Here is a 26604-nt window from a genome sequence, read left to right on the forward strand (position 1 = left end):
GTCTGTGTGGTGTTGTGATCGGAGCCCTCCTTCCTTTTTCTCTTCCCCCCCCCCCCCCCCCCCCCCTCGACTCTACAGAAGCAGTTACGCACCTTTTACGCGCCACGCCCTCCCCCGGCATCGCACCTTTACGGCCTGCACGCGCATCGTGTGCCTACCGCGCCGCAGGGCGCTTTGTGCAAGGTGGTGTATGACCCTCCTGGTGATCCGGCACGCGCCGTCGTCGGCGTCGCGCCCGCAGCTTCCGCTGGAACTGTGCGGCCATCGCGTGCTGTGCAACGACTGCGCCAGCCTGTCCGATGTGCGCCAATGCCTGTGCCAGGCGCAGGCCGATGACTGGGTGCTGCTGGACGTGGGCGTGGCTGACGATGCGCAGTGGCAGGCCGAGGGCGGCGCCCTGCAGGCGGCACTGGAGCGCATGCCTGCCTCGTACATCGAACTGCAGGCCCCGCACGCGCCGGGCCTGGATGCACGCCTGCGCCTGCAGCACGGGCCGGCCGCTGTGGTGGTCGACCAGCGCAGCCAGCAGGCGGGCTACCCGCTGTCGCTGGCCATCGTCGGCCGCCGCCTGGCACAGGAGGGCTGAGCCATGTCGATCTTCATCATCCGTGGCCCGGAAGCGGCCGGCACGCTGATCCGCACGGCGCTGCCGCTGCCGGCACCGGTGCTGAAATCGCTGGTGCACCGCGCGATCGACGCCGGCACCAGCGTGGCCATCCGCGCCTGCGGTTCGGAACAGGAACTGCTGGACGCGCTGCGCGTGGCCGACCACAGCCGCGGCGAAGTGACCCTGCTCGACCCCGGCGCCTGTGCCGGCAGCCTGCGCCTGCAGCGCCTGCTGCCGTACCTGCACAACGCCTACGTGGAAGTGCACGACGATGGCGCCGTGGCCGAACCCTGCCTGCCGGCCGGTGTCGGCCAGCGCCTGGGCATCGCCGCCGGCTACGGCGCGCAGAGCTACGTGCTGGCGCTGGACATCGCCCTGGACCACCTCGGCCTGGCCGAGCACGCCAACCGCGTGCACGTCGGCACCTGACCGTTGCCGCCCTCTGTAGAGCCGAGCCCATGCTCGGCTTCCGCGATCAGCCGAGCGTGGGCTCGGCTCTACAGGACGTGCGCCCGCGGGAACCTCCTGCACCCTCGCTGGGTCTGACCCGGACACCACTCACCGGAACCCGTCATGGACGCCGCCGCCCGCCCCCCGTTTGCCGAACGCGCGCTCACCTGGCTGAAGAAGGAAGCGCTGCCGCTGCTGGTCATGCTCGGCCTGCTCGCCGCCGCCCGCGACACCCTGGCCAACCACTACGTGGTGCCCAGCGGCTCGATGCAGCCGACCCTGCAGCCCGGCGACCGCGTGGTGGTGGACATGCGTGCCTACGGCCTGCGCCTGCCGTTCACCGGCAAGCAGCTGCTGGCCACCGGCACCCCGCAGCGCGGCGAAGTGGCCGTGTTCGATTCGCCGGCCGATGGCACCCGCCTGATCAAGCGCGTGGTGGCCGTGGCCGGTGACCACGTGCAACTGCATGGCGGCCACCTGGCCATCAACGGCCAGCCGCTGCAGATTGCCGACCTGCACGACACCGAAGCCTTCGGCGAGCGCCAGGCCCAGCTCGACCTGGACATGGGCGGCGGCCCCGACATCGCCGACCTGGTGGTGCCGGGCGGCAAGCTGCTGGTGCTGGGCGACCACCGCGGCAACAGCTTCGATGGCCGGTTCTTCGGCTTCGTCGACGCCGGCAAGGTCTACGGCCGCGCCGTGGCCATCTACTACCGCCGCGGCGACGGCTTCGAGTGGAAGCACCTCTAAGCTGAATTGATACGTTCCGCATATCGATCCTGACTCATCAGGTTATGGATCGACTGGATCGAGGGGCCTACGCTGGGCCCCGTACCCCCACGTCGGCCGCCCCCACGGCCCTTCGATCCCATGACTGGCGAAACTGCGGCGTCCCTCAGCGGCCGCCCCCGCACCTCCGATTCCGTTGTCGATACCCGCATCCAGCAGGGCACTCCGGCGTTCCGGCGCACGGCGGTCGCGCTGTTCCTGGCGGGGTTCTCGACCTTCGGCCTGCTGTACACCGTGCAGCCGCTGCTGCCCGAGTTCAGCCGCCACTTCGGGGTGTCCGCCGCCGGCAGCGCGATGTCGCTGTCGCTGAGCACCGGCACCCTGGCCGTGGCCATGCTGCTGGCCGGCCTGCTGTCCGATGCGATCGGCCGCCGGCCGATGATGATCGCCGCGCTGATGGCTTCGGCCCTGCTGTCGCTGTGCACCGCGCTGGTCGATGACTGGACCACGATGCTGGTGCTGCGCACGCTGCTGGGCCTGGCCCTGAGCGGGGTGCCTGCCGTGGCGATGACCTACCTGGTGGAGGAGATGGACAGCCGCGCGCTTGGCCTGGCCATGGGCCTGTACATCGGCGGCAACGCCATCGGTGGCATGAGCGGGCGCCTGCTGGCCGGCATCATCGCCGACCACTGGGGCTGGCGTTGGGGCATCGGCGCGGTCTCGATCATCGCCGTGGCCAGCACCGTGCTGCTGTGGCTGCAGCTGCCGCCGTCGCGGCACTTCCAGGCCCGCCGTGGCGGCCTGCGCCAGCTGCCCTCGCGCTGGCGCACGCTGTTCGCCGATCCGGGCCTGCCGTGGCTGTTCGCCACCTCGTTCGTGCTGATGGGCGTGTTCGTCACCCTCTACAACTACCTGGGCTACCACCTGCTGGCGCCGCCGTACCACCTCAGCCAGACCGTGGTCGGGCTGATCTTCAGCGTGTACCTGGTCGGCACCTTCAGCTCGGCATGGATGGGCCAGCAGGCCATGCGCTACGGTCGCGGCCGCGTGCTGACCATTGCCTTCGGCCTGATCGGTGCCGGCATCGTGCTGCTGTCGATGCCGTGGCTGACCACGATGGCGCTGGGTATTGCCCTGGTCACCTTCGGTTTCTTCGGTGGCCACTCGGTGGCCAGCAGCTGGGTCGGCAGTCGCGCCGGTTCGATGCGTGCCGAAGCCTCGGCGCTGTATCTGTTCGCCTACTACCTGGGCAGCAGCGTGCTCGGCGCCGTGGGCGGCCTGGCCTATGCCGCGTGGGATTGGTTGGGTGTGTGCCTGTTCACCGGCGTACTGACCCTGCTCGGCGGCGGCATCATCTGGGCCCTGCAGCAGCGCGCCCCGCAGCCGGTCGCCGCTTGAGGTCCGCCGGGCATGGCCCGGCGCTACCTGTATCGATGGGCCGGCGGTAGCGCCTGGCCATGTCCGGCGACCGCGCAGCGCGGCGCATCATCCCCCCGCGAACGCCCCACGCAGCAATCCGGCGAAATTGCGGATCAACGGCGTCACCCCTTCGCGGCGCCAGGCCAGCTGCACTTCCGAATGGGCCCCGGCATCGGCCAGCGGCACGAAGCGTGCGCCTTCCACCCGGATGTGGTCGCACGACGACGGCAGGATCGCCGCACCCAGACCGGCCGCCGCCAGGCTGATCAGCGTCGATGCCTCGCCCGCCTCCTGCACGATGCGTGGGGTGAATCCCGCCGCCGCGCACAGCGCGATCATGTGGTCGTGGATGCCGGCACCGGCACTGCGGCGGAACGCCACGAACGGCTCCTGGGCGAAATCACGCAGCGCCAGCGTGCCCTGTCTGGACAGGCGGCGCAGGGCAGGGTGGTCGGCGTGCACGATCAACGCCAGCGGATCGACGAACAGGCTGTGCGCCACCAGTTCCGGCGGCAGCGCACGCTTGCGGATGATGCCCACATCCAGGCTGCCATCGAGCAGCGCATCGATCTGCTGCAGGGTGTTCATCTCGCTCAGCTGCAGGCGCACCTGCGGGTATTGCTGGCGGTAGTGCAGGATCGAACGCGGAATCTGCGGCGACAGCGGCGTGGCCCGGGTCAGGCCGATATGCAGCTCGCCCTGCTCACCGCGCTGCGCGCGCTGCACCTCATCCACCGCCGTTTCCACCTGCTGCACGATGGCGCGCGCCCGCTCCTGCAGCAGCTCACCGGCGGCCGTCAGCTGCACGCGGCGATGGCTGCGCACGAACAACCGCGCCCCGATCAGGTCCTCCAGCTGGCGGATCTGCTGGCTGAGCGGCGGCTGCGACATGCCCAGCCGCTCGGCCGCCTGGCCGAAGTGCAGCGTGTCGGCAACGGCAAGGAAGTAGCGCAGGTGGCGGAGTTCGATGGACATGGGGCCAGTTTATTCATCGTCAGCCGGAAATGGGTCGGACGTGGGGTCAGGGCCCTTTGCGCAGCAACGGGATCCGACCCCGTATGATCAAGAGCATCCACGCATGACGTGGATCTACCGTTCCGAATGCCCGCTCTGGTCGTAGTCGCGCGGACTGAACAACTCCGGCTGGATCAGCTCGATGAACGCCCGCGCCTGCGCCGACAGCGCCTTGCCCCGCCGCACGATCACCCCGTAACTGCGCTGCGGGAACCAGCGCTTCATCGACCGCGCCGCCAGCCGCTCATGATCGCTTTCATGCAGGCACAGCGCCGGCACGATGGAAATGCCCATGCCCATCGCCACGTACTGCTTGATCACCTCCCAGCCGCCCACCTCCAGCGCCACCGTGTACGCAATGCGGTGGCGCTGGAACACCTGGTCCACCAGCCGGTAGGTGATCTGCCGCTTCGGCGGCAGCACCAGCGGGTAGCGCGCGATGTCGGCCAGCTCCAGCTCGCCACCACTGGCCAGCGGATGGTCGTGTGGCGCGATCAGCACCTGCTCGAAGCGGTAGGCCGGCGCATAGGTCAGGTCGGCCGGCACGTCGGTCATCGACCCGATTGCCAGGTCGGCCGCGTCCTCGCGCAGCAGGTCGGTGCCATCGGCGCTGATCGCGTTGTGCAGGGTCAGGCGCACGTCCGGGTGATGCAGGCGGAAGCGTTCGACGATCTTCGGCAGCAGGTACAGGATGGTCGAGCTGTTGGCGGCGATGTTCAGCTCGCCCGCATCCAGCCCTCGCACCTTGTCGCGGAAGCGCGCTTCCAGCCCGTCCAGGCTTTCCACCAGCGGCTGCGCCATTTCATACAGCACCTGGCCCTCGCGGCTGGGCACCAGGCGCCGGCCGCTGCGCTCGAACAGCGGCACTCCCAGTTCACGTTCCAGGGCCTGCAGCTGCAGGCTGATGGCGGGCTGGCTGACGAACAGCGCCTCAGCCGCACGTGAGACCGAGCCCAGGCGCACTGTCTGGCAGAATGCCCGCAGCGGCTTCAGCCGGTCGGATTTGTAGGAAAAACGAGGACTTGGCGGGCTGCGCGTGGTCATGGCGTCATAAGTATTAGCACACCTTATGTGGAACATTGCAAAAACTGTTTTGCCAAATACTCAGCCCGGGCGGCACTTTGGGGGCGTTCCCCCATCGCTGGAGTCACCCCATGTCCGCCGTTGCTTCCGCCGTTTCCTCCACTCCCGCCAAGGCCACCCCCGGTATCGCCCTGGCGACCCGAGTGGCCGGCCAGGAGATCGTGCTGCCGGCACCGCTGCTGGCCTTGCTGGTCTCGCTGCACCGGGCGGTGGAACCGGGCCGGCAGGCGCGGCTGCAGGCCCGCCGCGCGCGCCAGGCGTTCTTCGACCAGGGCGGCCTGCCGGACTTCCGCAGCGATACCGCCGCGATCCGCGGCGACGACTGGCGCGTGGCCCCGCTGCCGGCCGCGCTGCAGGACCGCCGCGTCGAGATCACCGGCCCGACCGACCCGAAGATGGTCATCAACGCGCTGAACTCCGGCGCCAAGGTGTTCATGGCCGACTTCGAGGATTCGACCTCGCCGACCTGGCGCAACCTGCTGGCCGGGCAGCAGTCGCTGGCGGCCGCCGTGCGCGGCGATCTGGAGTTCACCGCGCCGGCCGGCAACGGCAAGCCGGGCAAGCACTACAGTCTGCGCCCCTTCGAGGAACAGGCGGTGCTGATCGTGCGCCCGCGCGGCTGGCACCTGGACGAGAAGCACGTGCGCGTCGATGGCCAGTTCATCGCCGGCGGCCTGTTCGATGCGGCGGTGTTCGCTTTCCACAATGCCCGCGCGCTGCAGGCCAAGGATCGCGGCCCGTACTTCTACCTGCCCAAACTGCAGAGCATGGAGGAGGCCGCGCTGTGGGAGACCGCGCTGTCGCACATCGAAGGCATGCTCGGCCTGCCGCACGGCCAGATCAAGGTGACGGTGCTGATCGAAACGCTGCCGGCGGTGTTCGAGATGGACGAGATCCTGCACGCCCTGCGCGAGCGCATCGTCGGCCTCAACTGCGGCCGCTGGGATTACATCTTTTCCTACCTGAAGACCTTCCGCCGCCATGCCGACCGCGTGCTGCCCGAGCGCGGCCAGGTGACCATGACCCAGCCGTTCCTGAAGGCGTATTCGGAACTGCTGATCCAGACCTGCCACCGCCGTGGCGCGCATGCGATGGGCGGCATGGCCGCGCAGATCCCGATCAACAGTGACGCCGCCGCCAACGAACAGGCCATGGCCCGCGTGCGCGCCGACAAGCTGCGCGAGGTCAGCGCCGGGCACGATGGCACCTGGGTCGCGCATCCGGCGCTGATCCCGGTGGCGATGGCCATCTTCGACGAACACATGCCCACCGCGAACCAGCACCAGGTGCTGCGCCAGGACGTGCGGGTGGGCCGCGATGAACTGATCGCGCGGCCGCCGGGCAGCATCACCCGCGCCGGCTTCGAGGGCAACGTCGAAGTCTGCGTGCGCTACCTGGCCGCGTGGCTGGACGGCAACGGCTGCGTGCCGATCCATCACCTGATGGAAGACGCGGCCACTGCCGAGATCAGCCGCAGCCAGCTGTGGCAGTGGCTGCACACGCCGGGCCAGCAGCTGGATGACGGCACCGCCATCGACCTGCCGCTGCTCGACACCGCCCTCGCGCAGCTGCCGGCGCGGCTGGGCGATACCCGCGCGCTGCCCGGTGGCGCCCGCATCGGCGAGGCCATCGCGCTGCTGGGCGAACTGAGCCGCAGCGACGAACTGACCGATTTCCTGACCCTGCCGGCCTACGCACGCATCGACTGACGGCCTGCTTCTCCGAATCCATCCCAGCCGGGCATCTCCCGGCTCTACAACACCCAACTGGAGAAAGACATGAGCACCCTGCCCACTGCCGAACAGATCCAGCACGACTGGGACACCCACCCGCGCTGGGAAGGCATCCAGCGCAACTACAGCGCCGCCGACGTGGTGCGCCTGCGTGGCACCGTCCACATCGAGCATTCGCTGGCCCGGCTGGGCGCGGAAAAGCTGTGGAGGTCGCTGCACGAGCGCGAGTTCGTCAATGCGCTGGGCGCGCTGACCGGCAACCAGGCCATGCAGCAGGTCAAGGCCGGTCTGAAGGCGATCTACCTGTCCGGCTGGCAGGTGGCCGCCGATGCCAACCTGGCCGGGCAGATGTACCCGGACCAGTCGCTGTACCCGGCCGATTCGGTGCCGGCGGTGGTCAAGCGCATCAACAACACCCTGCTGCGCGCCGACCAGCTGCATCACGCTGAAGGCAAGGATGACATCGACTTCCTGCAGCCGATCGTCGCCGATGCCGAGGCCGGCTTCGGCGGCGTGCTCAACGCCTTCGAGCTGATGAAGGCGATGATCGAAGCCGGTGCCGCCGGCGTGCACTTCGAGGACCAGCTGGCCTCGGTGAAGAAGTGCGGGCACATGGGCGGCAAGGTGCTGGTGCCGACCCGCGAGGCCATCGAGAAGCTCAACGCCGCGCGCCTGGCCGCCGACGTGCTGGGCGTGCCGACCCTGCTGGTGGCGCGCACCGATGCCGAAGCCGCCGACCTGCTGACCAGTGACATCGACGGCAACGACCAACCGTTCACCACCGGCGAGCGCACCGTGGAAGGCTTCTACAAGACCCGCAACGGCCTGGACCAGGCGATCAGCCGCGGCTTGGCCTATGCCCCCTATGCCGACCTGGTGTGGTGCGAGACCGGCAAGCCGGACCTGGAATTTGCACGGAAATTCGCCGAGGCGATCCATGCGAAATTCCCCGGCAAGCTGCTGGCCTACAACTGCTCGCCCAGCTTCAACTGGAAGAAGAACCTGGACGACGCCACCATCGCCAGGTTCCAGCGCGAGCTGGGCAGCTACGGCTACAAGTTCCAGTTCATCACCCTGGCCGGCTTCCATGCGCTGAACTACGGCATGTTCAACCTGGCCCACGGCTATGCGCGCCGGCAGATGAGCGCCTTCGTGGAACTGCAGGAAGCCGAGTTCGAAGCGGCCGAGCGTGGCTTCACCGCGGTCAAGCATCAGCGCGAGGTTGGCACCGGCTACTTCGATGCGGTCACCCAGGCCATCCAGCAGGGCCAGTCCTCGACCACCGCGCTGACCGGCTCGACCGAGGAAGAGCAGTTCCATGGCGGCCGCAGCGAGCGCGCCGCCTGACCCAACCTCGACCCGGTAGAGTCGAGCTTGCTCGACTGACGTGACCGCACCCGAGGCCGGGGCAGTCGAGCAAGCTCGGCTCTACCCGGGCCTTCGAACCCATCAGGGTGGCCAGGGAAGGGCCAGACGACGCCGGCAGGTCGGGGGACCTGCCGGCGTTGTTGTGTCCGCGGTGCCTCCGCCCTCGAACTGTCCTCATGAATGCGGGTTGCCCGCCTGTTCGGCCCCGAGGATGGTGTCTTCATGAAAAATGAGAACACGCGCACAGTTTGATTCGCTGCTATGCTCCGCTTTCACCAGGGGACGCTGGCGGCGGGAAATGACCGGCAGGGGTGCGGCCGAGAACATCGACATGACAACCGGTATCGCCCAGGTGGCGATGGCCGAGATCGTGCACGCCCTGTTGTCGGACGAGGAAGTCGCCCTCTTTGCGCGCTTCGCGCGGCCCCTGAAGGTCGAGGCCGGGCAATGGCTGTTCCACCGCGGTCACCGCGGCGATGGCATGTACGTCATCGTGGAAGGATTGATCGAACTGGATTTCGGCGACGACCTGGTGACCAAGACGCTGGGACGACATGAGTTCTTCGGTGAACTCGGCCTGCTGGTCGGCGATCACCTGCGCAGTGCCGGCGCCCGTGCCATCGACGATTGCCAAGTGCTGGAACTGGGCCCGGCCGATTTCCATTGCCTGGTCGAGTTTGATCCGGGGCTGGTGGCTTACTTCCTGCGCCGCACGATCATGCGCATGCTGTCCAACGAACAGGTACTGATCAGCCAGCTGCGCCGGCGCAACCACGATCTGGAAACCGCGCTGGACAACCTCTACATCACCACCCACCAGCTCACCCACACGCGCGAACTGGTGCAGACCGATGAACTGACCGGCCTGCACAACCGCCGTGGCCTGACCCGGTACCTGCAGGACTGCCGCAGCCAGCCCGATGGCGCACCGCAGGCGCTGCTGCTGATCGACTGCGACCGCTTCAAGCAGGTCAACGACCGCCACGGCCACCAGGCCGGTGACCGCGTGCTGCAGAGCATGGGCAACATCCTGCGCTCGATGGCCGGCGAACACGACCTGGCCTGCCGCCTGGGCGGCGATGAGTTCTGTCTGATCCTGCGCCACGCCGATCGCGAGGCGGCCCAGCACGCGGCCGAGTTCATCCTCAGCGCGGTGCATGGCCTGCTCGAACGCAGCCAGGGCACGCCGCACGTCACCCCGGCCAGCATCGGTGCCACGATGCTGGACGTGCAGGGCGACTGGAGCGAGTGGTACGGCCAGGCCGACCGCGCGTTGTACCAGGCCAAGCGCGATGGGGGTGATTGCGTGCGTTGGATCACGGATGCGCCTCCAAGCGACTGACCCGGATTATTGATGAATGCCGACAACGGAGTGTCGATGTCTCATGTGCCGCAGTTGCGGGCGCTGTTGTTTACCGACCTCTGCGACTCCACCACTCTGGTCGAGCGCATCGGTGATGCTGCGGCAGCCAATCTCTTCCAGCAGCACGACCGGCTGGTGTTGCTTCTGCAACAACGCTGGAACGGTCAGTTGATTGATCGGTCCGACGGACTGTTCCTGGTGTTTGAAAGGCCGATCGACGCATTGGGCTTTGCCCTTGCCTATCAACGGGCTCTGGCCGAGCTTTCCGCAGAGAATGACATTCCGTTGGCAGCACGTGCCGGCCTGCACGTTGGTGAGGTGATTCTGTGGCGCAACAGCGCCGATGCCGTGGCGGTAGGTGCCAAGCGGGTGGAAGTCGAAGGACTTGCCAAGCCGATGGCGGCTCGCCTGATGCAGCTTGCGCCGCCCAATCAGATTCTTGTCTCCAACATCGCTGAATCTGTCATGCGACGCTCGACCTCGAGCCTGGGTGAACAGTCCATCCACCTGAAGTGGCGGTCGTTTGGGCGATGGCGCTTCAAAGGTGTTGCTCAGCCGGTGGAGATCTTCGGGGTTCATGGGGAAGGCATGCCTCCTGGCGCATGGCCGCGGGCCACGCCCAAAGCCAGCAGATTGCTACCGCTCTGGCGAAGGCCGGCGGCCATGGTTGCCCAAGGTTGTCTGGCGCTTGGTTTTGTCTGCCTGATCTGGTTTGCGACCCGCCCTGAAGCTGCCATCGCATTTGCCGAGCGCGATTGGGTCGTGCTGGGCGACGTCCGCAACATGACCGGGCAGAAAGTGCTTGATGAGGGTATGGGGCAGGCCTTCCGGATCAGCCTGGAACAGTCACGCTATGTAAACGTGCTGGGAGACCTCAAGGTTCGCGACACGCTCACCCAGATGCTGCTTGCCGAAGACACGCCCATCGCACAGGATGTCGCGATCCAGATCGCCAAGCGCGACGGTGCGCGGGCAGTACTTCTGCCGACCATTCGTGAGGTCTCCGGCAAGGTACGGGTTTCCATCGAGGTCGTGGACCCGACCACAAGCCAGACTGTGTACACCCTGTATTCCGACGGAAGTGGTCTCTCCTCGGTTCTGCCATCGACCGATAACGTCGTCGCCCAGCTGCGGAACCGGTTGGGAGAAGCGGTTGGGGAGGTCAAGCGTGCATCTGCGCCACTCCCGAGCGTGGCGACCTCGGATCTGGATGCCCTGTATGCCTATTCGCGCGCGCAGATTGCTTATGGCGAAGGTCGTGTACCTGAATCCATTCGATTGTTTGATATCGCGATCGGCCTGGATCCCGGATTTGCCATGGCTCATGTCGGAAAGGTGCGCTCGTTGGTGGCGCTGGGCCGACGCGACGACGCGCGTAAGGAGCTCGAGCGTATCGAGGCACTGCGCGCGCGCCTCAGCACCCGGGAGTCGCTGTACTTCCAAGCGTGGGGCAAAGAGATGTTCTCGCCCAGCGAAACCGGTTCGCTGGATGCGTGGAAGACCCTCGCCGACCTCTATCCGGACCACCATGGTGCCAACGCCAATGTTGCCTTGGGCGAGCTGCAACTGGGTCACTATGTCGAAGCCGAACAGGCTGCCAAGCGATCAAACGTCAGTCAGAACGGGCTGAAGAGCGCCGCTCTGCAGTTGTTGGGGCGCACGCAACTGGCGCGGGGCGAGTTTCCGGAGGCGACAGACACGCTTCGAAAAAGTGTCGTGGCCGCACAAGGCCAAAGCAATCGGCATCTCGCTGCCGTGCTGGCAGCCGCTGGCAATCCTTCGGCTGCGCGTGACGTGCTGGCGACGTTACCGGCAGATGCGCCCTCGGCGTGGCTGGAAGGTCGTTCCGTAGAAGTCGACATGCAGCAGGGCGAAGCCTCTTACCTTGCCGCACGGCGGTCTGCCAAAGATTGTGAAGGTCCGCCCTCGATCTGCGAGTTTCTCGAGGTTGTCAGCCTGGTGGTATCGGCAGGTGCGGATCAATGCGTGACAGCAGCGGAGACAGCCCGCGTGGCAGATCCGCTGATCCGGGTCGCCTCGGATCCGGATGAATTTGATCGCGGTCAGCGCCTCTACTTTGCCCTTGCCGCGATTTACGCAGGACAGCGTTCTGGCGTTCTTGTGGGGCAGGCTGCGTTGGCCAGGCTCGAAGCATTGGCCAGAGTCATCAAGGATCCGCGGGCCGACCAGCTGCTTGCCTTGGTCAAAGCCAATGACAAGCGGATGCGTGGAGAAGCCGCGCAGGCGGTGCACGAAGCCCGCGCTCTGTTGAATGGCTCGGAACTGTTCCAGGTGCACAGTGTACTGGCCATGGCACTGGCCGAAAGCGGGCAGCACTCAGCAGCAGAGCAGGAGCTGGCCTGGCTGCGCTCGCATCGGGGCGTTGCCTACGCCGAGTATGCAGGCTCTGCCGTCCTGCAAGCGCTTAATGTGCGTGACAGCGCTCGCGCGCCGAAGCCGACCCAGTGCCGGAACCCGGCACCGGGTCGCCGGGAGTGATCAGGAGCGGGGTGCCGCGCCGCCATCGATGAAGGCGTGCGGAAGGCTGAACATGGCTTGGGTGGTGAACTGCTGCAGAAGCTGCTCACGTGCAGCTGCTAGCGTAGCGGCATCGGCCAGTTTGCCGGGCATCGAGCAATCAACGGCGGCTTCGGCCGCATCTGCACTGACCTGGATCAGTGCTTCGGCGGGGCTGGCTTGGAAGGCGGCGCGGAATGCTTCGTCGGTGGTGAGCAGATCGAACAGCTTCAGAGCATCGGCAAGGGAGAGCGGCTTCTTTTCAGTCGACATTGCATTTGATCCAGTAGGTCTGCAGGGGTGATTGACGCGGGTGGATTTACTCTTCAGATAGCGGCGGAATTCCCCGAATCTTCAATGCGCTGGCGTCCGCTGAAGCCTGGATGAAACATATGATCATCTCCTGCCGGAAATCACTGCGAACGGATCAACCAGTGCGGAAAATGCAGGCTGCACTGCAGGCATGCAGAGCGCATACTGCGGTTTTTCTGGCCGGATTCCAGCTATGCAGATTCGTCGCTGTTCCATTGTCATGTTCGAGCCAAAGTCAGAGCTCTCGCTGGATCTTGCCTTGTTGTTGAGCGGCGGGGCAGGTCTTAAGAGCAGCATGCAGTGGTACGCGCTGGCCGCCCATCTGGATGCGCCGGTTGCGGTCAGTTCCGAAGATGTACTTCTGCTGGGACAGATCGAGCCGGATCGCTGGGTGAACGTTATGGACCTGCAGTTTGATCAGGATCAGGTGCAGCAGCTCATCGAGCAAGGGGTCCTGATCAGCGATGACCCTGCGTGGGCCGACCATCGTGACCGCGATGAGCGTGTACGCACGACCAACTGGTGGCCTTTGGCGGCACTCGCGCATCGGATGGGCCGCTGGACCGGTGTCGACAGCGCCAGGGAAATGCACGAGAACAAGCTGGTCACCGCACTCGATCTGCATGAAAGGTTTGGGCCGCCGCCACCGTCTGTAGTCATGCCGGAAGCGCCGGCCATCTCGCTGCCGGACACGATCGATGATGCGCGCGATGAGCTGTTGGCCTCCCGCGCGACCTGTCGCAACTTTGATAGAAACAAGAGCTTGCCGTTGGCGATGCTGTCGCAGGTGATGAAGCGCACCTTGAGGGCGCATGCGGCGGTCCGGCCGGGTGCCGACATGGAGTTCCTCAAGAAGAACATTCCATCCGGGGGCGGTCTGCATCCTCTGGAGACCTATGTGATCTCGTTGGATGTTGAGGGGCTGGCCGCGGGTGTGTATCACTACCATCCGCTCGAACATGCGCTGCGCGCACTACCGCAGGCAGGTGTCGATCTACGCACCTCCGTGCTGGGTTACCTGGCTGGGCAGCACTGGTTCGCCGATGCTCCGCTGCACATCGTACAGGTCGCCCGCTTCCCGCGTAGTTTCTGGAAGTATCGAAAACATCCCAAAGCCTATCGCGCGGTGCTGCTGGATGCCGGTCACCTGTCGCAGCAGTGGATGCTGTCGGCAACTGAGCTTGGCCTCGCTGCCTACGTGACTGCGGCGATCAATGAGATCGACGTTGAAGCGCCGCTGGGGCTGGACGGTATCGAGACCAGCCCGGTCATGATGTGCGGATTGGGGTGGCGCGCACAGACACAAGGCACCAGCGAGTTCGATCCGCTGGCGCGGGTGTGGCGGGACTAAACATGGCGGGTGTGGCCGATCAACATCACACCCGGCACAGTGGCCCAGCAGAAGCGCAGCTGTGGCTGCGCTTCTGATCAGGCAGCGTAGCTGATCGCGTTGGCCTGGATCTGATCCTGTACGCTTCCCGCCTGGAAGAAGTGGGGGTTCATGAACAATGCATTGCGGGTAACCGAAGTCTGCAGCTGATCGCGCACAGCAGCGAACTCCTCTTTCGAGGCCAGCTCACCCGGCAACGCGCAGGCGCCTGGGACGGTCATGCTTTGCAGACCGTACTCAGCAAGAGCTGCGGTCGGGTCTGCAGCGAAGGAGGTGCGGAAGGCATCATCGCCGCAGAGCAGATCGAGCAGTCGACCGGCGTTGGGAGCGGTAAGGGGACGCTTGTGGGTCATGGGACTATCCTGCGTTGTAGTTGAGGTACTGCACGCCGCTATCCGGATCGGCTCCGGTTCAACGGGGCCTTCAGCGCTGTTGTAACCATCGTGCGCATCTGCGGAATACCACACGGAGGTACCCATCCGCTAGCGCGCCGTAGGCCTCGTCCCTTGAGCGCTATATCAGCCGCTCAAAATTCCCTCACTCCACCTCAAAATCGACCAGTACCGCACCGTCGCCCACCTGGTCGCCGGCCTTGGCGCGGTAGCCCTTCACCGTGCCATCCGCCGGCGCCTGCAGGGTGTGCTCCATCTTCATCGCCTCCAGCACCACCAGCGGCGTGCCGCGCTTCACCTGCGTACCGGCCTCGACCAGGGTAGCAACGATCCTGCCCGGCATCGGTGCCAGCAGGCTGCCGGCATCGGCGGTGGCGGTGTCTGATTCACCGACCGGATCGTGCAGGGTGAAGCGGTGCTGGCCATCGGCGCCGAACAGATACAGCTGGTCGCCTTCGCGCAGCAGCTGCAGCTGCCAGCGGCGGCCGTCCAGCTGCACGCTCATGCGCTGGCCGTCGGCGCTGCCGAGCACGGTAGCCGGTGCACCATCATCGCGCTGCACGCGCCAGCCGTCGGCCTGCGCCCACACCTTCAGCGTGTGCGTGCGATCGCCTTGCTGCAGCGGCAGCACACGCGGTGCCGAAGCACCCAGGCGCCAACCGTCCTGCGCCTGCCACGGCGAATGCGGATCGCGTGCATCGCTGCCCGCACGCACGGTGCTGGCCACGGCGGCGATGGCCGCCAGCTGCCACAGCGCATCGTCGCTGTCGCCCACGGCGCTCAGCGCGGCCTGTTCGCGTTCGATCAGCGCGGTGTCGAGCTTCGCGTTTGCGAATGAATCGGTGTTCACCAGCCGGCGCAGGAAACCGGCATTGGTGGTCACGCCCACCACCTGGCAGTCGGCCAGGGCCTGGCTCATGCGGCGCAGCGCGGCCTCGCGGTCCACGTCCCAGACGATCAGCTTGGCGATCATCGGATCGTAGTACGGGGTGATGCTGTCGCCTTCCTCCACGCCGGTATCCACGCGCACGTTCGCCGAGGGCATCGGCAGGCGCAGGCGGCGCAGGGTGCCGGTGGACGGCAGGAAACCACGGTCGGCGTCCTCCGCATACAGGCGCGCTTCGATGGCATGGCCGTGGATGGCCAGCTGTTCCTGGCGCAGCGGCATCGGCTGGCCAGCAGCCACGCGCAGCTGCCATTCCACCAGGTCGGTGCCGGTGATGTACTCGGTCACTGGATGTTCGACCTGCAGGCGGGTGTTCATTTCCATGAAGTAGAAATCGCCGTCCGGGCCGGCGATGAACTCTACCGTGCCCGCACCGACATAGCCCACCGCACGCGCGGCATTGACCGCCGCCTTGCCCATCGCTGCACGGCGCTCGGCGCTCATGCCCGGTGCCGGGGCTTCTTCCAGCACCTTCTGGTGGCGGCGCTGCACCGAGCAGTCGCGCTCGAACAGGTACACCGCATCCCCGTGGGAATCGCCGAACACCTGGATCTCGATGTGGCGCGGGCGCTCGACGTACTTTTCCACCAGCACGTGGTCGTTGCCGAAGGCCGAGGCGGCCTCGCGCTGGCAGCTGGCCAGCGCATCGACGAAGTCCTCGCTGCGTTCGACCTTGCGCATGCCCTTGCCACCGCCACCGGCGCTGGCCTTGATCAGCACCGGGTAGCCGATGGCATCGGCCTGCGCGCGCAGGAACGCCGGTTCCTGCTGGTCGCCGTGGTAGCCCGGGGTCAGTGGTACACCGGCCTTGGCCATCAACGCCTTGGCCGCGCTCTTGTCGCCCATCGCGCGGATGGCGCTGGCCGGCGGGCCGATGAAGGTGATGCCGGCGGCGGCACAGGCATCGGCGAAGTCGGCATTCTCGGAGAGGAAGCCGTAACCGGGGTGGATGGCCTGCGCACCGCTGCGGCGCGCGGCGTCCAGCAGCACGTCGCCGCGCAGGTAGCTTTCGCGCGCGGCGGCCGCACCGATGTGGATGGCCTCGTCGGCCAGGCGCACGTGGCGCGCGTTGCGGTCGGCATCGGAATACACCGCCACGGTGGCGATGCCGAGGCGACGGCAGGTGGCGATGACGCGGCAGGCGATCTCGCCACGGTTGGCGATAAGGATTTTGCTGAACAGGGCAACGGGCTTCATGGGAGCTTGCTCGGTCATGGCACGGGTCACATGCGGAACACGCCGAAGCGCGTCTGCTGCGGAGCGGCGTTGAGGCTGGCCGACAGGGCCAGGGCGAGCACGCGACGGGTGTCGACCGGATCGATCACGCCGTCATCCCACAGGCGCGCGCTGGCGTAGTAGGGGTGGCCCTGCTGTTCGAACTGGTCGCGGATCGGCGCCTTGAAGGCATCTTCTTCCGCGGCAGGCCACTGCCCGCCCTTGGCTTCGATGCCATCGCGCTTGACCGTGGCCAGCACGCTGGCCGCCTGCTCGCCGCCCATCACGCCGATGCGTGCATTCGGCCACTTCCACAGGAAGTTGGGCGAATACGCGCGGCCGCACATGCCATAGTTGCCGGCACCGAACGAACCGCCGATGACAACGGTGAACTTGGGCACCTTGGCGCAGGCCACGGCCATCACCAGCTTGGCCCCGTCCTTGGCGATACCGCCCTGTTCGTACTTGCGACCGACCATGAAGCCGGTGATGTTCTGCAGGAACACCAGCGGGATGTTGCGCTGGGTGCACAGCTCGATGAAGTGCGCGCCCTTCAGCGCGGACTCGGAGAACAGGATGCCGTTGTTGGCGATGATGCCGATCGGGTAGCCGTTCAGATGGGCGAAGCCGGTGACCAGCGTGGCGCCGTAGCGCGGCTTGAACTCATCAAAACGCGAGCCATCGACCAGGCGTGCGATCACTTCGCGCACGTCGTAGGGCTTGCGCGTATCGGCCGGGATTACCCCGTACAGGTCGTGCGCCGGCAGCAGCGGTTCCTCGGAAGGCTGCACCGCCATCGCCGGTTCCGGCTTGCGCCAGTTCAGCTGGGCGATGATCGCGCGCACCCGCGCCAGCGCCTGCAGGTCGTTGTCGGCCATGTGGTCGGCCACGCCGGAAATGCGCGTGTGCACGTCGGCACCGCCCAGTTCCTCGGCCGTCACCACTTCACCGGTGGCGGCCTTCACCAGCGGCGGGCCGCCGAGGAAGATCGTGCCCTGTTCGCGCACGATCACCGTCTCATCGCTCATTGCCGGCACGTAGGCGCCACCGGCGGTGCAGCTGCCCATCACGCAGGCGATCTGCGGGATGCCCTGCGCGGACAGGTTGGCCTGGTTGTAGAAGATGCGGCCGAAATGATCGCGGTCGGGGAACACCTCGTCCTGCAGCGGCAGGAACGCGCCACCGGAGTCGACCAGGTAGATGCAGGGCAGGTGGTTCTGCTCGGCGATCTCCTGCGCGCGCAGGTGCTTCTTAACCGTCATCGGGTAGTAGGTGCCGCCCTTGACCGTGGCATCGTTGGCCACGATCACGCATTCGTTGCCACTGACCCGACCTATCCCGGCCACCACGCCTGCGGCGGGCACGGCGTCTTCGTACATGCCGTGCGCGGCCAACGGCGCGATTTCCAGGAAGGCGCTGCCGGGGTCGAGCAGGGTATCGATGCGGTCGCGCACCAGCAGCTTGCCGCGTGCGGTGTGCTTGGCACGGGCGGCCTCGTTGCCGCCGAGCGCAGTGCGCGCCAGGGTGGCGTGCAGGTCATCGACCACGGCCTGCATGGCGGCGCGGTTGCTTTCGAAGGTGTCGCTGCCCGGTTGCAGCTGGCTGTTGAGGACGGTCATCGCAGTGGCCTTACAGGGTACGCTGGAACAGTTCGCGGCCGATCAGCATGCGGCGGATCTCCGAAGTGCCGGCGCCGATTTCATACAGCTTGGCGTCGCGCCACAGGCGGCCGGTCGGGTATTCGTTGATGTAGCCGTTGCCGCCCAGGATCTGGATCGCCTGGCCGGTCAGCCAGGTGGCTTTCTCGGCGGCGTACAGGATGGCGCCGGCGGCGTCCTGGCGGGTGGTGCGGCCCTGGTCGCAGGCGCGTGCCACCGCATACACGTAGGCGCGGCAGGCGCCCAGGCCCACGTACATGTCGGCGATCTTGGCCTGGATCAGCTGGAAGCTGCCGATGGCTTCACCAAACTGGTGGCGCTCGTGCACGTACGGCATCACCACGTCCATGGCTGCGGCCATCAGGCCCAGCGGACCACCGGAGAGGACCACGCGCTCGTAGTCCAGGCCGGACATCAGCACGCGCACGCCACCGCCGACCTGGCCCAGCACGTTCTCTTCCGGCACTTCGCAGTCCTGGAACACCAGCTCGCAGGTGGGCGAGGAGCGCATGCCCAGCTTGTCCAGCTTCTGCGCGGTGGTGAAGCCCTTCATGCCCTTTTCGACCAGGAAGGCGGTGATGCCCTTGGCACCGGCGTCCATGTCGGTCTTGGCGTAGACCACCAGCACGTCGGCATCCGGGCCGTTGGTGATCCACATCTTGTTGCCGTTGAGCACGTAGCGGTCACCGCGCTTGTCCGCGCGCAGCTTCATCGACACCACGTCCGAACCAGCGCCCGGTTCGCTCATTGCCAGCGCACCGACCAAGGCGCCGCTGCACAGGCCGGGCAGGAAGCGCTGCTTCTGTTCCTCGTTGCCGTTCTTGCGCAGCTGGTTCACGCACAGGTTGGAGTGCGCGCCATACGACAGGCCGATGCCGCCGGAGGCGCGCGAAATCTCTTCCATCGCCACCACGTGGGCCAGGTAGCCCATGCCGGTGCCGCCGTATTCTTCTTCCACGGTAAGGCCGAGCAGGCCCTGTTCGCCCAGCTTCGGCCACAGGGCCAGCGGGAACTGATGGGTGGCATCGGCCTCGGCGGCCAGCGGAGCGACCTCGGCAGCGGCAAAATGGGCCACGCTCTGGCGCAGCAGGTCGATATCTTCGCCAAGATCGAAGTTCAGGGATGGCACGTGCATTGCGGCGGCTCCACGAGGAAGGTGGGGGAATGGACGCACCCGTCAGGGGGAGGCTGGTGGCTGTTGAAGGCAGCGGCCAGCACGGGCGATGGGCCCAGCGTAGCGGGCTTCGGGAAAGAAGTGAATACAAATTCAAAAATTGAAACTAGAATCAGGATATGGCCTACAAACGCTCTGCATTGATGGAAGAACGGCTGGCCGGGGCCCGTGAACGGATCCTGCTGGCGACCCGCGAGCTGGTCGCTGCCGGCGGCTGGCGCAACGCCCCGGTGACCGCCGTGGCGACCCAGGCGGGGGTGTCCACCGGGCTGATCTACCGGCACTTCCCGTCCAAGGCCGAGCTGTTCGTGGAGGTGCTCAACGCCGCCGTGGCCCACGAGGTGGAGATCATGGAGCGCATCGCCAGCGGGCCCGAGGTGGCCAGCGAGCGCCTGCGCCTGGCGATCACCGCCTTCGTCCGCCGCGCCCTGGCCGGCCCGGGGTTGGCCCATGCCTTCATCGTCGAGCCGGTGGACCCGGATGTGGAGGCCGAGCGCATGCGCGGGCGCCGCGCCTTCGGGGATGTGTTCCTGCGCCTGGTGGAAGAGGGCGTGGCTGCCGGCGAACTGCCCGCGCAGGACGCGCATGCCACGGCCGCCTGCCTGGTCGGTGCCTTCACCGAAGCGATGGTCGGCCCGACCGCGCCCAGCCGGGAAGTGCACCGCGACGAAGGCGCGCTGGTGGACGCGATCTGCAGCTTCTGCCTGCGCGCGATCGGTGCCCCCGCAAAACGGTAGCGTCCGACCATGCCCGCCGGCTGTTGCCATGCTGCCTGGCGAAAGCAGTCGAGCATGGCTCGACTCTACAAAGGCGAGGCGGCCACGGCCGCATGCTGCGCCGCACCAGCATCGACGCCTGTTGTCGCACGCAAAGCGCGTTCTATACTCGGCCCATCACGCAGTCGCTCAGCCGTGGTCCAACGACTATCAGCCAGGGGTAACGAAGAGTGCGGAATTACGATCTGGAGTTCCTGAAACGCTTCTCCATGGTGATCGCGCTGCTGGCGGCCATCACCCTCGGTCTCATCCTTCTGGCGGCGTACATCCACACCCGGATTCCGCCCGAGGTATCGCCCACGGCGGCCAAGCGCACCGAGCAGCGCATCTCGCCCACCGGCGCGGTGTATGCCGGCAGTACCGGCGCCGCCGCACAGGCCGCCGCCAAGGCTGCCGCACTGGCCAAGGCCGCGTCGCAGGTCGCCTATGGCGGCACCAAGGACGGCAAGGTCATCTTCGACAACCTGTGCACCGCCTGCCACACCACCGGCGTCGGCCAGGCGCCCACGCTCGACCACGCGCACTGGGACCAGCGCCTGGCGCAGGGCAAGGACACCCTCTACAAGCACGCCATCGAGGGTTACACCGGCCCGGATGGCGGCATCATGCCGCCCAAGGGCGGCAATCCGGCCCTCACCGAAGAACAGATCCACGCCACCGTGGACTGGATGCTGGGCAACCTGAAGTAAGCCGGGGAACGGCCAAACGGCGGAATGGGGGTAGAGTCGACTGTCAGTCGACTGCTTTTCGCTACGTCGCCGAAAAGCCCGCGCTGCGCGCGATAGTCGACTGACAGTTGACTCTACCGCCGCGTCCCCACCGGTCGGAAGCGCCCCGCGCTTTGCCCACCGAGGCCTGATCGCCCAGAGTGCCCCGCCCTGCAAGCTGGCCTGCACATTTCGGGGTTAGTCTGTGCGCCCATTTCGTGGAGTCGCCTGTCGATGCGCCGCCGTTCCCTAGCCCTTGCCCTGTCCCTGCTGCTGCCGGCCACCGCCTTTGCCCAGGCCCAGCCGCAGGCCGCGCCGACCCCGACCTCCGCCACCGCACGCAGCAAGGCTCCGGTCGTGCTGACCACGGCCCCGGCCGACTGGCGCGCGCTGGACGGCCAGCACGTGCGCATCGCCGCCCCGCTCACCCTGGCCGGCACCGATGGCCTGGAGCGCTTCGGCCAGCTGACCGTGGCCTTCGACGGCCGCCTCTGGCAGCCCACTGAAGTGGCCGCGCCGGGCACGGCCGGCATCGAACAGCTGATGGCCGACAACCAGCGCCGCCGCCTGTTGCTCGATGACGGCAGCGATGCCCGCGAGCCGGGCAGCGTGCCGTACCTGGCCGGCCACCCGGTGCTGCGCACCGGCATGCAGCTGCGCAACGTGGAAGGCATCGTGCGGGTGGACGCACAGGGCCGCCCCAGCCTGCAGGTGCAGGGAACGCTGAAGCTGCCGGACGTGCAGCGCCCGGCGGTGCCGACGGTGCCCGGCGACCTGCACATCGCCGCCTTCAATCTGGAGAACTTCTTCAACGGTGATGGCCAGGGCGGTGGTTTCCCGACCCTGCGCGGCGCGCGCACGCTGGACGAACACAAGGCCCAGGTGGCCAAGCTGGTCACCACCGTCAACGCGCTCGGCGCCGATGTCGCCGCGCTGATGGAACTGGAAAACGACGGCTACGGCCCGCAGTCGGCCATCGCCGAACTGGTCGATGCGCTCAACCGCGACCGCGGCGCGCAGGGCGACTGGCGCTTCGTCGACGCCGGCAACGGCCCGGGCGACAACCCGATCCGCGTCGGTATCATCTACCGCAGCAGCCGCCTGCAGCCGCTGGGCAAGCCGGCCACGCTGACCGGCGGCCCGTTTGTCGAACACAGCCGCGTGCCGCTGGCCCAGGCCTTCCAGGCCAAGCAGGGCGCACCGTTCGTGGTGGTCGCCAACCACTTCAAGTCCAAGGGCTGCCGCGAGGCCGCCGGCGCCGATGCTGACCGCAACGACGGCCAGGGCTGCTGGAACGCCACCCGCGTGGCCTCGGCCCAGCAGTTGAACGACTGGCTGAAGACCAACCCGACCGGTACCGGCACCCAGGATGCGGTGCTGCTGGGCGACTTCAATGCCTACGCGCAGGAAGACCCGATCCGCACCCTGCATGACCTCGGCTGGCAGGATGCGTTCAAGATGGCCAAGGTCGAACACCCCTACAGCTACGTCTACAACGGCTACACCGGCCGGCTCGACCACGCGCTGCTGAGCCCGGGCATGGCCAAGCGCCTGCGCGGTGCCGCCGAATGGCACAGCAACGCCGACGAACAGGACGCCAGCGGGTACCAGGGCCGCAACGTGCCGGGCCCGTGGCGCAGTTCCGACCACGACCCGCTGCTGCTGGGTTTCGGCAAGTAACCCAACGTCGGGCCACGCCCGGCGACGTTGCTTCACCGGGCCTCGAACGTGGCCCGGCAGCCGTTGTCCACCCACACGGTGCCTCGGCTGATGCCCCAGTCGCGCCCCTCGCGGCAGGACGCACTGGAATGCCGCTGGACCATTCGTATCCGTCCATGGGGGGCCGGGCACTGGGTGTAGCCGTGCCCGTAACTGTTGCAGCTGAAGCGCTGCACGGTGTCCGCCGGATGCGCGCGATGGTCACGTTGGTGGCGGATGTCCGTGTGCGCGGGGTGCAAGGGATGTGCCGGCGCCGATTCACCGCGGACCACCGTCGCGCTCGGGTCGTGGTCTTCAGGGGGCGCAATCCGTAGCGCGGGCGCACTTTGCGCGTGGGCAGCACTGCCCGCGGCCATCAAGGTGACCCACAGGGTGGCGCGGAAGACCTTCAGAAAGGTGGATGGGGCCATGGAGGACTCTGTCTGCGTGAGGAGACCCTGACGCTAGCAACCGCGATGCGGATGGACGTGGCCCCCGGGTCGCCGGCTTAAGGCTGGGTTGCCGTTGATGCCGACATTGAGAGCGTGCTTCCGTAGCGGTTGACAGGTTTGAAAGTGCGGAAGGCGCGCGGTTGAGTCGCATGTGTCGCGAAAGGGCTACGTGAGCGCCTTCTTGAGTGTCGCCACGACAGCAGAAGATGTCTGCCTGCCAAGCGGAAAACCGCACCTGCGGGTGTGCTCGGCCCTGTCAATCACGACAACGAACGGGTCAGAGCGCATTCCGTTGGAATGGGATCCGACCCCGGGCGCCGCTCACCCCCAGGCAATCAACCCGATCGCCAGCACCGCCAGCGCCAGCCCGGCGCGGTTCCACTTCGTGGTGGCCTCGCCGAAGGCGAACACGCCCACCAGCGCGCCCAGCACCACCACGCCGATGTTCATGCCGGCGAACACGGTGGCCGGGCTGTCCGGCATCGACTGGTGTGCATGCACATAGAAAAGGATGTTGCCGCCGTTGAGCAGGCCCAGCAGCGCGCCGGCCGCCAGGTTGCGCCAGGCCAGCCGGTTGCGGCCGCTGACATGCCGCCACAGCTGCAGCGCCAGCATCAGCACGAAGGCCACGCTGAAGCTGGCCAGCACCGCCGCCATCGACGGCGTGCCCGACAGCGCCACCTGCTTCAGCAGCACGTCCACCACCGCAAAGCCGGCCCACACGCCCAGCAGCCAGCCCCAGCCACCGGGCGAGGCCGCCACCGCCGGCCCACGCGGACGCAGGCTGATGGCCACCATCGCCAGCACGCCCAGGCCCAGCCCGGTCAGCTTCCACGGCGTGGCGGTCTGGCCGAAGAACAGGAAGGCCGCCGCCAGTGACAGCAGCAGTGACAGGCGCTGCGCCACGTCGCTGCGGACGATGCCGGCCACCGCCACCGCGCGGCCCAGCACCAGGAAGATCGATGGCAGCACCACCGCCAGCGCCAGCAGCGACGCCCACGGCGCATGCGGCGCGCGCAGCGCCTCCAGCGGCGGCTGCAGCACCACGGCGGTCAGGGTGGCGGCCACCAGGTAGTTCCAGGTCACCATCTGCGGCACGTCCAGCGCGCGGCGGTTGGCCAGCTTCAACAAGACCGAAACCAGCACACTGCAGATCACGGCCAAGGACAGGTAGAGCATGGGGCGGGCACAGGGCAGGGGCGGGGGACGGTATCATGGTGCCATGCACAAGCCCTCGTTCCCCGTCGCCCCCGGCGAAACCGCCTGCCTCGTACTGGACGGCCCGGCCGGCCCGCTGGAAGTGGTCGTCGACCTGCCCAAGGCCGACGTGCCGGTGCAGCCGATCGTGGCCATCGTCTGCCACCCGCTGTCCACCGAAGGCGGCACCCTGCACAACAAGGTGGTCACCATGGCCGCCACCACCCTGCGCGAGCTGGGCATCGCCACGGTGCGCTTCAACTTCCGCAGCGTCGGCGGCTCGGCCGGCAGCTTCGACCACGGCGTGGGCGAGCAGGACGACCTGAAGGCCGTCACCGCCTGGGTGCGCAGCCAGCGCCCGGAAGACCGCCTGTGGCTGGCCGGTTTCAGCTTCGGCTCCTTCGTTTCGCTGAAGGCCGCAGGCGAGCTGCAGCCGGAAGCGCTGATCTCGATCGCGCCGCCGGCCGGCCGCTGGGATTTCAGCGGCGTGCAGCCGCCGGCCCGCTGGCTGGTCATCCAGGGCGAGCAGGACGAGATCGTCGACCCGCAGGCCGTCTACCAGTGGCTGGACACGCTCGATTTCCCGCATGAGCTGGTGCGCATGCCCGAAACCAGCCACTTCTTCCACCGCAAGCTGATCGACCTGCGCGGCGCGCTGACCCACGGCGTCAAGCACTGGCTGGGCGCGGCGGCATGAGCGAGCAGGCGTTGACCCCGTCGCAGCGGTACGCGGCCGGGGTTGCCAGCGGCGACTGGCAGGACGACCCGGCCCAGCACGCGGCCCTGGGCGAACTGGACCGCATCCACCTGGGCCTGGTCGACAGCGCCGAGGACGGCTGGCTGGACCGCCTGTCCTCGTTCTGGAAGAAGCCAGAGCCGGTGAAGGGCCTGTACTTCTGGGGCGGCGTCGGCCGTGGCAAGACCTTCCTGGTGGACCTGTTCTACGACGGCCTGCCGATCAAGCAGAAGTACCGCACGCACTTCCACCGCTTCATGCGCAGCGTCCACGAGCGCCTGCGCGAGCACCAGGGGCAGAGCGACCCGCTGGCGAAGATCGCCCAGGAATGGCGCAGCAACCTGCGCGTGCTGGTGCTGGACGAGTTCTTCGTCACCGACATCGGCGATGCGATGCTGCTGGCGCGCCTGCTCGAGCGCCTGTTCGCCGAGGGCGTGACCCTGGTCACCACCTCCAACACGGCGGTGGAGAACCTGTACCTCAACGGCCTGCAGCGCGAGAGCTTCATGCCGGCCATCGGCCTGCTGCAGCGCTATTGCGTGGAGCTGTACGCCGAGGGCACCGAGGATTACCGCATGCGCGCGCTGACCCGTTCGCCGGTGTACCGCGCGCCGCTGGCCGCCGACAGCGATGGCTGGCTGGCCAGCCGCTGGGGCGAACTGAGCGGCGGGCAGCCGGCCAAGGCCGGCAACATCGAGATCGAGGGCCGCAAGATTCCGGTACGCGGCCGCGGCAAGAGCATCGCCTGGTTCGATTTCGCCGCCCTCTGCGAAGGCCCGCGCGGCCCGTCGGATTACATCGAGATCGCGCACGAGTTCAACACGGTGCTGCTGGGCGGCATTCCTGCCTTCGACCGCCTGAACGAAGATGCCGCGCGCCGCTTCGTGAACCTGATCGACGAGCTGTACGACCGCCACGTCAACCTGGTCTGCACCGCCAGCACCTCGCCGGTGGAGCTGTATGCCGGCGAGCGCCTGCAGGGCGCCTTCGAGCGCACCGCCTCGCGCCTGATTGAAATGCAGAGCGCCGAGTACCTGGGCACCCCGCACCGGGCGTGAGGGGGCGCTGGTAGTAGAGCCGAGCCCATGCTCGGCTGCTTCAAGTATTCCGGTAAGGTTGATTCATGAGCCAGGAAATCGACAAGCAGGTTGCGCGAGCCCTCGTTGACGTCGCCATATTTCTCGAGTTTTCGGCGGATGATGTATTGGATCCTGATGCCGCAATCCAGCGGCTCGAACAACTGGCTTCGACACTGCAAATGATGGACTTGGAGTCCCAATCATCGTTGTGCTCGCAGTTCAGAAGCATTGCAATGGACTATTCAGATGAGCAGGCAGGCTTTGTGGGAAGCCTGGGCGAAGCGATGGGGCTGATCGAAATGCAAAGCGCCGTGTACCTGGGCACCCCGCGCCGGGCGTGACCCGTCGTGCACGCGGAGAAATGCGTTGCCGGCCGCTGGCCGGCAGCCGCGGCGTAACCCGCGTTCTGTAGAGCCGAGCCTGCGCTCGGCTGCCTTTGCGCCATTCAGGCGGCCAGCAGAAAGCAGCCGAGCGTGGGCTCGGCTCTTGTGTCTTGGAACGGTGCCCTGATCAGGCACAATTCCCCTGGTGACCCCGGGAGGCTCCGATGACGCTGCCTCGGCTCTTAAGCCTTCGGCTCTTAAGCCTT

The 26604-nt window shown here is 67.1% G+C and carries 24 protein-coding genes; 15 read left to right on the forward strand and 9 right to left on the reverse strand.

Annotated elements, in window-relative coordinates:
* Positions 1 to 190 precede the first annotated feature (190 nt).
* The 4 genes from FJU31_RS13890 to FJU31_RS13905 all read left to right on the forward strand — a co-directional run bounded on the left by FJU31_RS13890 (position 191) and on the right by FJU31_RS13905 (position 3184).
* A complete protein-coding gene (locus tag FJU31_RS13890; protein ID WP_150455276.1) occupies positions 191 to 586 on the forward strand; it encodes a hypothetical protein in 396 nt (131 codons plus the stop codon).
* A 3-nt stretch (positions 587 to 589) separates the two neighbouring features.
* Positions 590 to 1036: a hypothetical protein gene (locus tag FJU31_RS13895; protein ID WP_049467841.1), complete on the forward strand. Its 447-nt coding sequence runs from the start codon at positions 590 to 592 to the stop codon at positions 1034 to 1036.
* A gap of 144 nt (positions 1037 to 1180) precedes the next feature.
* A complete protein-coding gene (lepB, locus tag FJU31_RS13900; protein WP_150455277.1) occupies positions 1181 to 1807 on the forward strand; it encodes a signal peptidase I in 627 nt (208 codons plus the stop codon).
* Between the two features lie 120 nt (positions 1808 to 1927).
* The gene (locus FJU31_RS13905) at positions 1928 to 3184 is read left to right on the forward strand and encodes an MFS transporter (protein WP_150455278.1); all 1257 of its coding nucleotides are present in this window, start codon (positions 1928 to 1930) and stop codon (positions 3182 to 3184) included.
* 87 nt (positions 3185 to 3271) lie between these two features.
* Here FJU31_RS13905 and FJU31_RS13910 read toward each other — a convergent pair whose 3' ends face one another.
* Both FJU31_RS13910 and FJU31_RS13915 read right to left on the reverse strand, forming a co-directional pair.
* Positions 3272 to 4180: a LysR family transcriptional regulator gene (locus tag FJU31_RS13910; RefSeq protein ID WP_150455279.1), complete on the reverse strand. Its 909-nt coding sequence runs from the start codon at positions 4178 to 4180 to the stop codon at positions 3272 to 3274.
* Between the two features lie 114 nt (positions 4181 to 4294).
* A complete protein-coding gene (locus FJU31_RS13915) occupies positions 4295 to 5263 on the reverse strand; it encodes a LysR family transcriptional regulator (protein ID WP_150455280.1) in 969 nt (322 codons plus the stop codon).
* Positions 5264 to 5373: 110 nt separating this feature from the next.
* On the opposite strand from FJU31_RS13915, the gene aceB reads away from it, so the two are divergent.
* The 4 genes from aceB to FJU31_RS13935 all read left to right on the forward strand — a co-directional run bounded on the left by aceB (position 5374) and on the right by FJU31_RS13935 (position 12265).
* A complete protein-coding gene (aceB, locus tag FJU31_RS13920; protein WP_150455281.1) occupies positions 5374 to 7011 on the forward strand; it encodes a malate synthase A in 1638 nt (545 codons plus the stop codon).
* Between the two features lie 69 nt (positions 7012 to 7080).
* Complete coding sequence (aceA, locus tag FJU31_RS13925; protein ID WP_150455282.1) at positions 7081 to 8382, forward strand: isocitrate lyase; 1302 nt, start codon at positions 7081 to 7083, stop codon at positions 8380 to 8382.
* A 319-nt stretch (positions 8383 to 8701) separates the two neighbouring features.
* Positions 8702 to 9745 (forward strand): GGDEF domain-containing protein, encoded by a 1044-nt coding sequence (locus tag FJU31_RS13930; RefSeq protein WP_150455283.1) that lies wholly within the window; start codon positions 8702 to 8704, stop codon positions 9743 to 9745.
* 12 nt (positions 9746 to 9757) lie between these two features.
* Positions 9758 to 12265 carry a putative peptide modification system cyclase gene (locus FJU31_RS13935; RefSeq protein ID WP_150455284.1) on the forward strand — a complete coding sequence of 836 codons (2508 nt, stop codon included), beginning with the start codon at positions 9758 to 9760 and terminating at the stop codon, positions 12263 to 12265.
* Here the strand turns inward: FJU31_RS13935 and FJU31_RS13940 are convergent, their stop codons facing one another.
* A complete protein-coding gene (locus FJU31_RS13940; RefSeq protein ID WP_150455285.1) occupies positions 12266 to 12556 on the reverse strand; it encodes an NHLP-related RiPP peptide in 291 nt (96 codons plus the stop codon).
* Positions 12557 to 12788: 232 nt separating this feature from the next.
* Between FJU31_RS13940 and FJU31_RS13945 the strand changes: the two genes are divergently transcribed.
* Positions 12789 to 13946, forward strand: coding sequence for a putative peptide maturation dehydrogenase (locus FJU31_RS13945; protein WP_150455286.1), 1158 nt, complete (start codon positions 12789 to 12791; stop codon positions 13944 to 13946).
* A gap of 77 nt (positions 13947 to 14023) precedes the next feature.
* Here the strand turns inward: FJU31_RS13945 and FJU31_RS13950 are convergent, their stop codons facing one another.
* The 4 genes from FJU31_RS13950 to FJU31_RS13965 form a co-directional block, all read right to left on the reverse strand.
* Positions 14024 to 14338, reverse strand: a complete 315-nt coding sequence (locus FJU31_RS13950; protein WP_188115506.1) for an NHLP-related RiPP peptide — start codon at positions 14336 to 14338, stop codon at positions 14024 to 14026.
* Between the two features lie 184 nt (positions 14339 to 14522).
* Positions 14523 to 16538, reverse strand: coding sequence for an acetyl-CoA carboxylase biotin carboxylase subunit (locus FJU31_RS13955; protein WP_188115507.1), 2016 nt, complete (start codon positions 16536 to 16538; stop codon positions 14523 to 14525).
* A gap of 8 nt (positions 16539 to 16546) precedes the next feature.
* Positions 16547 to 18157, reverse strand: coding sequence for a carboxyl transferase domain-containing protein (locus FJU31_RS13960; protein WP_150455289.1), 1611 nt, complete (start codon positions 18155 to 18157; stop codon positions 16547 to 16549).
* A 10-nt stretch (positions 18158 to 18167) separates the two neighbouring features.
* Positions 18168 to 19331, reverse strand: coding sequence for an isovaleryl-CoA dehydrogenase (locus FJU31_RS13965; protein ID WP_150455290.1), 1164 nt, complete (start codon positions 19329 to 19331; stop codon positions 18168 to 18170).
* A 158-nt stretch (positions 19332 to 19489) separates the two neighbouring features.
* Here FJU31_RS13965 and FJU31_RS13970 point away from each other — a divergent pair, with 158 nt between their 5' ends.
* The 3 genes from FJU31_RS13970 (at position 19490) to FJU31_RS13980 (ending at position 22533) form a co-directional block, all read left to right on the forward strand.
* Positions 19490 to 20107 carry a TetR/AcrR family transcriptional regulator gene (locus FJU31_RS13970; protein ID WP_108758350.1) on the forward strand — a complete coding sequence of 206 codons (618 nt, stop codon included), beginning with the start codon at positions 19490 to 19492 and terminating at the stop codon, positions 20105 to 20107.
* A 209-nt stretch (positions 20108 to 20316) separates the two neighbouring features.
* Positions 20317 to 20835: a c-type cytochrome gene (locus tag FJU31_RS13975; protein WP_079224832.1), complete on the forward strand. Its 519-nt coding sequence runs from the start codon at positions 20317 to 20319 to the stop codon at positions 20833 to 20835.
* A 252-nt stretch (positions 20836 to 21087) separates the two neighbouring features.
* Positions 21088 to 22533, forward strand: coding sequence for an ExeM/NucH family extracellular endonuclease (locus FJU31_RS13980; protein WP_150455291.1), 1446 nt, complete (start codon positions 21088 to 21090; stop codon positions 22531 to 22533).
* A gap of 32 nt (positions 22534 to 22565) precedes the next feature.
* Here FJU31_RS13980 and FJU31_RS13985 read toward each other — a convergent pair whose 3' ends face one another.
* Entirely contained in the window at positions 22566 to 22982 is a 417-nt protein-coding gene (locus FJU31_RS13985; protein WP_150455292.1) for a DUF3011 domain-containing protein, read from the reverse strand.
* A gap of 342 nt (positions 22983 to 23324) precedes the next feature.
* The gene (locus FJU31_RS13990; RefSeq protein ID WP_150455293.1) at positions 23325 to 24182 is read right to left on the reverse strand and encodes an EamA/RhaT family transporter; all 858 of its coding nucleotides are present in this window, start codon (positions 24180 to 24182) and stop codon (positions 23325 to 23327) included.
* 43 nt (positions 24183 to 24225) lie between these two features.
* Between FJU31_RS13990 and FJU31_RS13995 the strand changes: the two genes are divergently transcribed.
* The 3 genes from FJU31_RS13995 to FJU31_RS14005 all read left to right on the forward strand — a co-directional run bounded on the left by FJU31_RS13995 (position 24226) and on the right by FJU31_RS14005 (position 26356).
* Entirely contained in the window at positions 24226 to 24897 is a 672-nt protein-coding gene (locus FJU31_RS13995) for an alpha/beta hydrolase (RefSeq protein WP_150455294.1), read from the forward strand.
* Positions 24894 to 25994: a cell division protein ZapE gene (zapE, locus tag FJU31_RS14000; protein WP_150455295.1), complete on the forward strand. Its 1101-nt coding sequence runs from the start codon at positions 24894 to 24896 to the stop codon at positions 25992 to 25994. Before FJU31_RS13995 ends, zapE begins: the two co-directional genes overlap by 4 nt.
* Before the next feature lie 65 nt (positions 25995 to 26059).
* The gene (locus FJU31_RS14005) at positions 26060 to 26356 is read left to right on the forward strand and encodes a hypothetical protein (RefSeq protein WP_150455296.1); all 297 of its coding nucleotides are present in this window, start codon (positions 26060 to 26062) and stop codon (positions 26354 to 26356) included.
* Positions 26357 to 26604 lie beyond the last annotated feature (248 nt).

Source organism: Stenotrophomonas cyclobalanopsidis (assembly GCF_008710035.1).
Taxonomy (GTDB): domain Bacteria; phylum Pseudomonadota; class Gammaproteobacteria; order Xanthomonadales; family Xanthomonadaceae; genus Stenotrophomonas; species Stenotrophomonas cyclobalanopsidis.

Coding starts and splice junctions, on each gene's coding strand:
- FJU31_RS13970 (WP_108758350.1), top strand. CDS start 19,490: ATGGCCTACAAACGCTCTGCATTGATGGAAGAACGGCTGGCCGGGGCC.
- FJU31_RS13890 (WP_150455276.1), top strand. CDS start 191: ATGACCCTCCTGGTGATCCGGCACGCGCCGTCGTCGGCGTCGCGCCCG.
- FJU31_RS13995 (WP_150455294.1), top strand. CDS start 24,226: ATGCACAAGCCCTCGTTCCCCGTCGCCCCCGGCGAAACCGCCTGCCTC.
- FJU31_RS13910 (WP_150455279.1), bottom strand. CDS start 4,180: ATGTCCATCGAACTCCGCCACCTGCGCTACTTCCTTGCCGTTGCCGAC.
- FJU31_RS13915 (WP_150455280.1), bottom strand. CDS start 5,263: ATGACCACGCGCAGCCCGCCAAGTCCTCGTTTTTCCTACAAATCCGAC.
- FJU31_RS13945 (WP_150455286.1), top strand. CDS start 12,789: ATGCAGATTCGTCGCTGTTCCATTGTCATGTTCGAGCCAAAGTCAGAG.
- FJU31_RS13990 (WP_150455293.1), bottom strand. CDS start 24,182: ATGCTCTACCTGTCCTTGGCCGTGATCTGCAGTGTGCTGGTTTCGGTC.
- FJU31_RS13960 (WP_150455289.1), bottom strand. CDS start 18,157: ATGACCGTCCTCAACAGCCAGCTGCAACCGGGCAGCGACACCTTCGAA.
- FJU31_RS13985 (WP_150455292.1), bottom strand. CDS start 22,982: ATGGCCCCATCCACCTTTCTGAAGGTCTTCCGCGCCACCCTGTGGGTC.
- FJU31_RS13980 (WP_150455291.1), top strand. CDS start 21,088: ATGCGCCGCCGTTCCCTAGCCCTTGCCCTGTCCCTGCTGCTGCCGGCC.
- zapE (WP_150455295.1), top strand. CDS start 24,894: ATGAGCGAGCAGGCGTTGACCCCGTCGCAGCGGTACGCGGCCGGGGTT.
- aceA (WP_150455282.1), top strand. CDS start 7,081: ATGAGCACCCTGCCCACTGCCGAACAGATCCAGCACGACTGGGACACC.
- FJU31_RS13935 (WP_150455284.1), top strand. CDS start 9,758: ATGAATGCCGACAACGGAGTGTCGATGTCTCATGTGCCGCAGTTGCGG.
- FJU31_RS14005 (WP_150455296.1), top strand. CDS start 26,060: ATGAGCCAGGAAATCGACAAGCAGGTTGCGCGAGCCCTCGTTGACGTC.
- aceB (WP_150455281.1), top strand. CDS start 5,374: ATGTCCGCCGTTGCTTCCGCCGTTTCCTCCACTCCCGCCAAGGCCACC.
- FJU31_RS13955 (WP_188115507.1), bottom strand. CDS start 16,538: ATGACCGAGCAAGCTCCCATGAAGCCCGTTGCCCTGTTCAGCAAAATC.
- FJU31_RS13940 (WP_150455285.1), bottom strand. CDS start 12,556: ATGTCGACTGAAAAGAAGCCGCTCTCCCTTGCCGATGCTCTGAAGCTG.
- FJU31_RS13965 (WP_150455290.1), bottom strand. CDS start 19,331: ATGCACGTGCCATCCCTGAACTTCGATCTTGGCGAAGATATCGACCTG.
- FJU31_RS13930 (WP_150455283.1), top strand. CDS start 8,702: ATGACCGGCAGGGGTGCGGCCGAGAACATCGACATGACAACCGGTATC.
- FJU31_RS13905 (WP_150455278.1), top strand. CDS start 1,928: ATGACTGGCGAAACTGCGGCGTCCCTCAGCGGCCGCCCCCGCACCTCC.
- lepB (WP_150455277.1), top strand. CDS start 1,181: ATGGACGCCGCCGCCCGCCCCCCGTTTGCCGAACGCGCGCTCACCTGG.
- FJU31_RS13895 (WP_049467841.1), top strand. CDS start 590: ATGTCGATCTTCATCATCCGTGGCCCGGAAGCGGCCGGCACGCTGATC.
- FJU31_RS13950 (WP_188115506.1), bottom strand. CDS start 14,338: ATGACCCACAAGCGTCCCCTTACCGCTCCCAACGCCGGTCGACTGCTC.